General features: G+C 70.0%; 9 protein-coding genes. 4 read left to right on the forward strand and 5 right to left on the reverse strand.

The annotated features are described in order from the left end of the window. Window positions 1-2: 2 nt before the first annotated feature. The 4 genes from LL648_RS09235 to LL648_RS09250 are packed head-to-tail and all read right to left on the reverse strand — an operon-like array spanning window position 3 to window position 4,433. Window positions 3-890 (reverse strand): carbohydrate ABC transporter permease, encoded by an 888-nt coding sequence (locus tag LL648_RS09235; RefSeq protein ID WP_232662039.1) that lies wholly within the window; start codon window positions 888-890, stop codon window positions 3-5. Continuing rightward, entirely contained in the window at window positions 887-1,801 is a 915-nt protein-coding gene (locus LL648_RS09240; RefSeq protein WP_232662040.1) for a carbohydrate ABC transporter permease, read from the reverse strand. Before LL648_RS09240 ends, LL648_RS09235 begins: the two co-directional genes overlap by 4 nt. A 2-nt stretch (window positions 1,802-1,803) precedes the next feature. Beyond that, the gene (locus LL648_RS09245; protein ID WP_232662041.1) at window positions 1,804-3,123 is read right to left on the reverse strand and encodes an ABC transporter substrate-binding protein; all 1,320 of its coding nucleotides are present in this window, start codon (window positions 3,121-3,123) and stop codon (window positions 1,804-1,806) included. After that, entirely contained in the window at window positions 3,120-4,433 is a 1,314-nt protein-coding gene (locus LL648_RS09250; RefSeq protein WP_232662042.1) for a MarR family transcriptional regulator, read from the reverse strand. The genes LL648_RS09245 and LL648_RS09250 overlap by 4 nt, the downstream gene beginning before the upstream one ends. 435 nt (window positions 4,434-4,868) lie before the next feature. Here LL648_RS09250 and LL648_RS09255 point away from each other — a divergent pair, with 435 nt between their 5' ends. Next, complete coding sequence (locus tag LL648_RS09255) at window positions 4,869-5,114, forward strand: hypothetical protein (RefSeq protein WP_232662043.1); 246 nt, start codon at window positions 4,869-4,871, stop codon at window positions 5,112-5,114. Window positions 5,115-5,121: 7 nt separating this feature from the next. Here the strand turns inward: LL648_RS09255 and LL648_RS09260 are convergent, their stop codons facing one another. Next, window positions 5,122-5,880 (reverse strand): FadR/GntR family transcriptional regulator, encoded by a 759-nt coding sequence (locus tag LL648_RS09260; protein ID WP_232662044.1) that lies wholly within the window; start codon window positions 5,878-5,880, stop codon window positions 5,122-5,124. 92 nt (window positions 5,881-5,972) lie between these two features. On the opposite strand from LL648_RS09260, the gene LL648_RS09265 reads away from it, so the two are divergent. The 3 genes from LL648_RS09265 to LL648_RS09275 are packed head-to-tail and all read left to right on the forward strand — an operon-like array spanning window position 5,973 to window position 9,255. Further along, window positions 5,973-7,496, forward strand: a complete 1,524-nt coding sequence (locus LL648_RS09265) for an ABC transporter substrate-binding protein (RefSeq protein ID WP_232662045.1) — start codon at window positions 5,973-5,975, stop codon at window positions 7,494-7,496. Beyond that, window positions 7,496-8,443, forward strand: coding sequence for an ABC transporter permease (locus tag LL648_RS09270; protein ID WP_232662046.1), 948 nt, complete (start codon window positions 7,496-7,498; stop codon window positions 8,441-8,443). Before LL648_RS09265 ends, LL648_RS09270 begins: the two co-directional genes overlap by 1 nt. Further along, entirely contained in the window at window positions 8,440-9,255 is an 816-nt protein-coding gene (locus LL648_RS09275; RefSeq protein WP_232662047.1) for an ABC transporter permease, read from the forward strand. Before LL648_RS09270 ends, LL648_RS09275 begins: the two co-directional genes overlap by 4 nt. Window positions 9,256-9,290 lie beyond the last annotated feature (35 nt).

Raw genomic sequence — 9,290 nt, forward strand, 5'->3', positions numbered from 1 at the left:
CGTTATCCCTTCACCGAACCGGCCGCCATGCCCTGCACGATCAGCCGCTGGAAGATCAGCACCAGTACGAGCGGCGGGAGCACGGCGAGCACGCCGGAGGCCGCCATCACGGTGAACTGCGTATTGAGGTCGGTCGCGAAGTTCGCCGCGATCACCGGCATCGTCTTCGACGCCGTCGTGCTCGTCAGGAACAGCGCGAACATGAACTCGTTCCACGCCGTCATGAACGAGAACACTGCGGCCGCGACCAGCCCCGGCGCGGAGATCGGCAGCACGACCGTCCACATCGTGCGGAACCAGCCGCACCGGTCGACGCGTGCGGCGTCCTCCAGCTCCCGCGGCACCGCCCTGAAGAAGTCCTTGAGCACCCAGATCGTCACGGGGAGCGCGAACGTGGTGTAGGACAGGATCAGCGCGAGGTAGGTGTCGAGCAGGTCCAGCTCGCGCATGACCAGGTAGAACGGGATGATGATCGCGATGCCCGGGACCATCCGCGTGAGCAGGTAGAGCATCATCAGCGCCTGGCTGCCGCGGAAGCGGATCCGCGAGAACGAGTAGGCGGCGAACACCCCGAGCACCAGGTTCAGCAGCGCCGTCAGCGTCGCGACGATCATGCTGTTGCCCAGCGCGTACGGCGTCTCCTCCACCGCGCGGGAGCCGACGAGCGCCTGCAGCCCCTCCGGGTTGACGAAGCTGGCGTAGTTCTCCACCGTCGGGTCCTGCGGGATCCACTGCGGTGGCAGCGATATCGCATCCACTTCGTGCATGAAGCTCATCGCGACGATCCAGTAGAACGGCAGCACCAGGTACAGCGCGAACAGCACCGCCGCGATGTAGACGACGATCTTCTTCCAGGGGATCCGGTACTTCAGGGGAATCGTCGTCGTCATACCTCGAAGCTCCCTCTGCGGTAGAGCAGCGAGACGTACCCGACGGAGATCACGAGCGTGATGAGCGTGATCACCCAGGCGTACGCGCTGCCGAGCCCGACGTCGGTGAAGGTCAGCACCCGCTGCACCGTGAGCAGCGCGACGGTGGTCGTCGTGTCGCCGGGTCCGCCGCCGGTGAGCACGTAGATCGTGTCGAACGCGCGGAACGCGTTCATCGTCTCCAGGATCAGCACGATCAGCAGCGGGTGCATCAACCACGGCAACGTGACCTCGCGGAAGCGCTGGAACACCCCGGCACGGTCGACGGTCGCGGCGGCGTACAGCTCGCCGGGGATCGTCGACAGGCCCGCGAGCAGCACGATCACGACGAACGGCAGCGTGTTCCACACCTGCGCCATCGCGGTGAAGACGAACGCCCCCGTGGTGGACGTGAGCCACGCCTGGTAGCTGTCGATCAGCCCCAGCTGCAGCAGCAGGCCGTTGAGGGCGCCGGTCTTCGCGTCGAAGACCGTGCGCCACATCAGCCCGTTGACGACACCGGGCATCGCCCACGGCAGCAGCACGAGGCTGCGCAGCACGCCGCGGCCCATGAACGTCTCGTTGAGCACGAGCGCCATCGACAGCCCTAGCAGCACCGTCACGGTGACGACGAGCACGACGAAGAGCGCGGACACCCAGAGCGAGCGCAGGAACGCCTGGTCGCTGAACAGGCCGAGGTAGTTGTCGAACCAGATGAACCGGCGCAGCGCGGGCTGGGCGAGGTTGTCGCGGTGCAGGCTGACCCAGAACGAGTATCCGATCGGATACGCCACCAGCAGCAGGATCGCGAGCAACGCCGGCACGTTGAGCGCGTACCCGCGGGCGGTGTCGCTCCACGGTTGCCGCCGTGCGGCGGCCTCTTTGCGCAGCACGGTCAGGAGTACTTCTTAGCGAGCGCGTTCGCCGAATCCGCCAACGCCGTCATCGCGGCGGGTGCCGTCGACTGGTTGGTCAGCACCTGCTGCGTGGTCTTCTGCAGCGACGCCTCGAACTCGGCGTACCAGGGCGCGTGCACGACGTTGCGGGCCTTCGCCACCTCGGCGAGCTGCGCGTAGATCGTCGGGTCGACGAACTTCGCCAGCGCCTCAGTGATCTCCTTGTCCTGCGCGAGGTCCTTGAAGGTGAAGCCGAGGCCGCGCTTGAGGAACCAGTACCGGGCGGTGGCCGGCTGGCCGTCGGTGTAGCCGCCGAGGTAGTTCAGCAGCGTCATGGCCTGGTCCTTGACGTCCGTGTCGGCCGCGAGGCAGTACATGCGCGTGGTGCCGACCGTGCCCTTGAGCGTGCCGTCGAGGCTCGGGATCGGGGCGAGCTTGAGCTTGCCGGCCTGCTGCGACCGCGCGGGGTCGTTGTAGTCGCGCAGCGCGTAGCGGGCGCCGAAGTTGAAGGCGTACTGGCCGGCCTTCATGGCGTTGTCCAGCGGGACGGGCGTGAGCTGCAGCGACGCCGGGTCGACGATCTTGGACTGGTTGGAGGCGCGGTGCAGCCACTCGAATGCCTGCCCGGCGACCGGGTCGGCGCCGTTCATCACCGGTTTCATGTCGTCGGAGAACAGCTGCCCGCCGCTGGAGTAGACGAGCGCCCAGATCCAGCTCTGCCAGGTGTCCTGCAGCTGCGCGGCGAACGCCAGCGGGTAGGGCATCAGGCCGGCGTCCTTGACCTTCAGCGACTGCTGTTCGAGCTCGTCGAGGCTCTTCGGCGGCGCCGAGATGCCTGCCTTCTCGAGGATCTCCGCGTTGTAGATCAGGCCCATGCAGTCGGTGTAGTAGGGCAGGCCGTACCGCTTGCCCTGGAACGTCATCGCCTTCGCGTTGGCGTCGTAGATACCGTTGTAGACCTCGTCGACGCCGGGCAGGCCGTCGATCGGCTGCAGGTAGCCCGACTGCACCCACGTGCCGAGCGAGTCGTCGTAGACGTAGAGCGCGTCCGGGCCGTTCTTGCCGGTGAACTCCGCGACCACCTTCTGCCGGTACTGGGCGCTGGTGATCGGCGTGTACTGCACCTTGATCTCCGGGTGCAGCTTGGAGAAATTGCCGATGTTCTCCTCGACGAGCGGCGGTTCGTAGTCCCAGCCCTCGAAGCGGACGGTGCCGGTGCCGCCGGAGCCGCCCCGGTTGCCGCAGGCGGCGAGCAGCGGGAGGGCCGCGGCGGCCCCGAGGAGTGTTCGACGGCTGATCTGGGTGCGGGTGGGGGTCATGGGGATCCCTTCCGTTCGAGCGCGGCGGTGATGCCTAGGCGGTAAAGGCGGGTCGGACGTCCTTTCCGATGGGCCTGTGCCGTGCCTTCCGGCGTGACGAGGCCCCCTGCGACCAGGCTGCGGATGAGCCGCCGGCCGCTGGCGTCGGTGATGCCGAGCGAGTCGGCGAGCTCGCTCGGCGCGATCGGGCGTCCGACCAGCCGCTCCTCGACCGCCGCGAGGCGGGAAAGCGTGCTGGCGGAGAGCCCGACGTGCGAGGCGAGCTGCTCGAGCTCGGCGGCGTGCTCGCGGTAGGCGAACGTCAGCGCCTGGTGCGAGGGGCCCATCGGCCCGATGATCAGCCCGCTGTCCTCGACGAGGTAGCCGCACGGGCCGTGCTCCTGGTCGGCGCGGGCCGCGGCGCGCTCGGCGAGCAGCACGCAGTTGCGCGCTGACGCCCCGACGCCGAACCCGGCGACGACCCGCGAGCCGATGGCCGTGGCGGCGTGCCCCAGCGCCGGCACCGAGACCCAGCTGTTCGTGATCCGCTCGAAGAGCGCCTTGTGCGCGAACACGACCACGCCGCGGCGGCCGCGGTTCTCGATCCAGGCGTCGGCGAACTCGGGCGTCTCCACCAGCAGGTTCATCAGCCGGACCCGCGCGCGGTCGAGGTCGATCCCGCCGTCCTGCTTGGAGACGAAGAAGACCCCTGCCGCGAAACGCTGCGCGCTGGCCCGTTCGGTCTCGATGCGCAGCGCGAGCTCGTGCAGCTCGGCGCGCACCGTAGAGGTGACCTTCTCGATGTTGAGCAGCCGCACCGAGCCGCTCAGCGCCTGCCGGACGGCCGTGCGCATGGTGATCACGAGCCCGTCGGGGTGGTCGGCGAGGAACGCGCGGTGGAAGTCGACAAGCTCCGTCGCCGTCTGCTCGGCGGCGTACGGGAGGCACCGGATGGCGGCCGGGTCCAGCCCGAGCCGGCTCGCGACCTCGTCGATGAAGTGCTGCTCGAACGTGTCGATGCTGACCGGCGTCGCCGCCCACCCCCGCGCGTAGGCCTGGCAGAACATCAGCGCGAGGTCGGTCGGGGTCGGACGGGTGATCGTCACCTGCACCTGCGGCGGGAGCAGGTCGCGACACACCGTGTACGGGAGCGGGCCGAGCAGCAGCCCGTCGACTTGGCGGCCGGCGAGCAGCTGCTGCACCGCCGGCCGGATGCCGTCCTCGTACTCGTAGCTGACCCACTCCAGCTCGACGCCCGTCAGCGTCCGCGCGGCCTCCCGGAACATGGGCAGGCTGCGGGTGTGGGACACCACGCCGATCACGAACGTCACGCGCAACCACCCGAATTAGGAACGAGGTGCGTAAATGGTGCGTTTCTGATTGGAGCGCACTCTAACGGCGCATGAACGGCAAAGGAAGGGCTTCTTTCCGGCCGGCCGGATCACGCCGCCCTGGCGAGCGCGTTGCGCACGCGAGGGCAGCAGGCGTGCGGGACGCATACGTTGCCGGGAAAGCCACTTTCCCAGCACCACAGGCCGGGAAAGTGGCTTTCCAGGCACCCCGACCGATGGGTTGGCACGAAAGTGCCGTTCGCGCATCCCCGCGGTCGCCGAGGCGGGCGTACGGGCGGGCCCGAGGTCGGAGGAGCGGGCGAACTCGTCGACAACGACGTTTTGGTCGATGTGAGCGCTAACAAACAGCCAAAACGTCGTTGTCAACGAATCACCCCGGCACCCCCAGCACCCCAACCGGCGAAGCTGCTGGTCGTGGCGAGCGCGGTGGCCGGCTTCCTCTGCGCAGGGGCGGGTCACTTCAACGACGAGCGGTCGTCGATCCGCGTGGAGCAGCCGTCGACCCCGCCCGGATACGTACCGGCGCGCCCGTACTTCGTCACCGACGACCCGGCGAGGGCACGCAGGGGCGCCCGGAATGCCGACGCGCTGACGCTCCCGGTGTTCACGCTGGCGTTCGTGATCGCGCTGCGCGAGCGTCGGCGCGGCGTGCTCCTGTGAACCGCGCCTACTCCTCCAGCAGCGCCCGCAGCATCGGGCGTTCCGCCTCCGACACGTACCCGGCGTAGTAGGCGTAGAGCGTCTCCCGGGCCAGGCGGGAGGCGCGTGCGCCGTCCCGGCTGCGGACGGCGTCGAGCACCTCGGCGTGGTGGCGCATCGACTGCTCCATCAGCTCGCGCTGGTCGGGCGAGTGGGCGATCTTGTGGGAGATCAGGCCGAGCACCACGCCGCGCACGACGTCGCTGCAGACCTCGATCAACGTGTTGCGGCTGGCGCGCGCGACGGTGTCGTGGAAGGCGACGTCGGCGCGGCTGAACTCCTCGTAGCCGCGGTCGATCGCCGCCGTCATCGCCGCCAGCGCCTCGTCCATCGCGTCGAGCTCCTCGGCGCTGGCCATGCGCGCCGCAAGCAGGTTCGCGGAGCTCTCCAGCAGCATCCGGAACTGCACGAGCTCGCCGAGCCCCACCTCGTCGACCTGCACCATGCGCGTCACCGACTTGCGCAGCGCCGCGGGTGAGAAGGGCATGATCTCGGGGCCGCGCGGGTCACCGGGCCGCGACTGGACGAGCCCGCCGCTCTCGAGCACCCGCAGCGCCTCGCGGACCGTCGAGCGGCTCACCGCGAACTGCGCCATCATCTCCCGCTCGCTCGGCAGCCGCTCCCCCGGCGCCAGCAGCCCGCGGTACACGCGGTCCTCGATCTGCTCGACGATCCGCTCGTACGCCCGTACGGGCCGGACCGGTTCGAAACGCGGCGGGACGCCCATGCGGCTCCTTCTTGACCCGTGGAGGGGCCCGTGTCAGTGTGACGCCGCAGTGAGGATACTGGTCAGACCAGTCTGCGAGAGGACGTCCGGCGATGCGATTTCGACTCCGGCCCCTGAGGGCCGTGCTCACCGGCGCGCTCCTCGCCGCCACCGCCGCCTGCTCGGCCGGGTCGACCGCCCCCGGCGGCGCGGCCCCGGCAGCGCCCGGCGCGGCGACGCTGACCATCGGCCTCACCGCCGAGCCGGCCAACCTCGACTTCACGCGCACCGACGGCGCCGCGATCCCCGAGGCGTTGCTGGTCAACGTCTACGAGGGTCTCGTCAAGATCGACCAGGCCACCGGCGAGGTCGTCCCGGCGCTCGCCGAGAAGTGGACGGTCAGCCCGGACGGCCTGACCTACGACTTCACCCTTCGCCAGGGTGTGACGTTCTCCAACGGCGAGCCGTTCACCGCCGACGACGTCAAGTTCAGCATCGAGCGGGTGAAGTCGGCCGACTGGACGATCTCGCTCAAGGAGGGCATGTCGGTCGTCAGCTCGGTCGAGGTCGTCTCGCCGACGCAAGCCAGGGTCGTGCTCTCGCAGCCGAGCAACAACTGGCTCTTCCGGATGACCACGCGCATCGGCGCGATGTTCGACCCGTCGGGCGTCGCCGACCTCGCGAACAAGCCCGTGGGCACCGGTCCTTACGAGGTGACGGCGTTCCGCAGGGGCGACGGCATCGACCTGACCGCGCGCCAGAACTACTGGGGCCAGAAGCCCGCGATCAGCAAGGCCACGCTGCGCTACTTCAAGGACGCGACCGCGACGACGAACGCGCTGCTCACCGGCGGCATCGACGTCATCGGCACGGTGCAGTCGCCCGAGTCGCTCGCGCAGTTCACCAACGACCCGCGCTTCCAGGTCATCGAGGGCACCACGAACGGCGAGGTCACGCTCGCCATGAACAACGCGGCGGGCCCGACGAGCGACGTGCGGGTGCGCAGGGCGATCGCGATGGCCATCGACCACAAGGCCGTGCTCGACACGGCGTGGGCCGGCCGCGGCGCGTTGATCGACACGATGGTGCCGCCGACCGACCCGTGGTTCGAGCCGCTCCCGGACGTCACCCCGTACAACCCGGAGGCGGCGAAGGCGCTGCTCGCCGAGGCCGGCCAGCCCGCTCCGAAGCTGCGCTTCCGCATCGCGAACCTGCCCTACGCCGTCGCCGCGGCGCAGGTCGTCCAGTCGCAGCTCAAGGCGGTCGGGATCGACGCCCAGATCGAGCCGATGGAGTTCCCGGCACGCTGGCTGGAGCAGGTGTTCAAGGGCGCCGACTACGACCTGTCGATCGTGGCGCACGTCGAGCCGCGTGACATCAGGACGTTCGGCACGCCCACGTACTACTGGCGCTACGACAACAAGCAGGTCCAGGAACTGCTGACGAAGGCCGACAGCGGTCCGGCCGCCGAGCAGGACGCCACGATGAAGCAGGTCGGGCGGCTCATCGCGGAGGACGCCGCCGCCGACTGGCTGTTCCTGCTGCCGAACCTGATCGTCGCGGAGACCGACGTGAAGGGGCTGCCGAAGAACCGCATCGGCGAGTCGCTCGAGCTGACCACCCTCTCGCGCGGCTGATGCTGCTGCAGATCGTCCAGCGGGCCGCCGTCTTCGTGGTGAGCCTCGCTGTTGCGACCGTCGTGGTGTTCCTCTTCATGGCGGTGCTGCCCGGCGACCCCGCGCGGGTCGCGCTGGGTGTGAACGCCACGGAGGAGGCGGTCGCCGCGACGCGGGCGGCGTTCGGCACCGACCGGTCGCTGCTCGTGCAGTACGTCGACTGGGTCGGCGGGCTGCCCCTCGGCGACTTCGGCCGCTCCTACGTCACGCAGGCCGACATCGGGCCGCAGGTCGTCGACCGGCTGCTGGTGACGATGTGGCTCGTGCTCTCGGGCATGGCGATCGCGCTGGTCGTGGCGGTGCCGCTGGGCATCGCCGCCGCGGTGCGCCACCGCAGCGCGAGCGGGACGGTGATCTCGGCGTTCAGCCAGGTCGGGGTCGCGGTGCCGAGCTTCCTCGCCGGGATCCTGCTGGTCACGGTGTTCGCGGTGCGGTTGGGCTGGCTGCCCTCCGGCGGTTGGACGCCGCCCGCGGCCGATCCCGGGACGTTCCTGCGGCAGCTGATCCTGCCCGCGCTCTCGCTCGGGCTGGTGCAGGGCGCGGTGCTCACCCGGTACGTCCGCTCGGCCGTGCTCGACGTCCTGCGCGAGGACTACCTGCGCACCGCGCGGTCGAAGGGACTGCGGCCCACTGCCGCGCTGGTGCGCCACGGGCTGCGCAACGCCGCGATCCCGGTGGTGACGGTGCTCGGGCTGCAGCTGGCGACGCTGCTGGTGGGGGCGGTGGTGGTCGAGCGGGTGTTCGTCATCCCGGGGCTGGGCAGCCTGCTGCTCGACGGGGTCGCGAACCGCGACCTGCTGCTCGTCCAGGGTGTGGTGATCGTGCTGGTGCTGGCGGTGCTGGTGGTGAACTTCCTGGTGGACGTCGCGTACACAGTGCTCGACCCGCGGTTGCGGAGGGCCCGATGAGAGGGCGCACGGGACTGATCGTCGGCGGCGCGCTCGTCGGGATCGTCGTGCTGGGCGCGCTGCTGTCGTTCGTCTGGACGCCCTACGACGCAGTGGCCGTCGATCCGACCTCCCGGATCCAGGGCCCGAGCGCCGCGCACTGGCTGGGCACCGACATCTTCGGGCGCGACGTCGTGAGCCAGCTGCTCGTCGGCGCGCGGACGACGCTGCTCGTCGGGGTGGTCGCGGTCGGCATCGCCGCCGTGCTCGGCACCCCGATCGGGATCCTCGCCGGGATGGCGCCGAACTGGCTCGGCGAGTTGCTCATGCGGGTGAACGACCTGGTGCTCGCGTTCCCCGCGCTGCTGCTCGCGATCATGTTCGGCGCGGTGTTCGGGCCGAGCACGCTGACGGCGATGGTGGCGATCGGGATCGCGACGGTGCCGTCGTTCGCGCGGCTGGCTCGCAGCGGGACGATGCAGGTGATGAGCACGGAGTACGTGCTCGCGGCGCGAGCGGCCGGCCGGCCGGGCCCGGCGGTGGCGGCGCGACACGTCCTGCCGAACATCGCGGGGCTGCTGCTGGTGCAGGCCTCGGTGTCGTTCGCGATCGCGGTGCTCGCCGAGGCGGCGCTGTCGTTCCTCGGGTTCGGGACGCGCCCGCCGACGCCGTCGTGGGGACGGATGCTGCAGGAGGCCCAGCAGCTGCTCTACTCGACGCCCGAGCTGGCGCTCTGGCCCGGGCTGGCGATCGCGCTGGCCGTGCTGGGGTTCAACCTGCTGGGCGACGGGCTGCGCGACAAGTTCGACCCGAGGCTGGTGGACAGCCGATGAGCGAGCGGCAGCGAGCGAATCATCGGCACAGCGCC

The sequence above is a fragment of the Pseudonocardia sp. TRM90224 genome, assembly GCF_021245725.1.
GTDB lineage: Bacteria > Actinomycetota > Actinomycetes > Mycobacteriales > Pseudonocardiaceae > Pseudonocardia.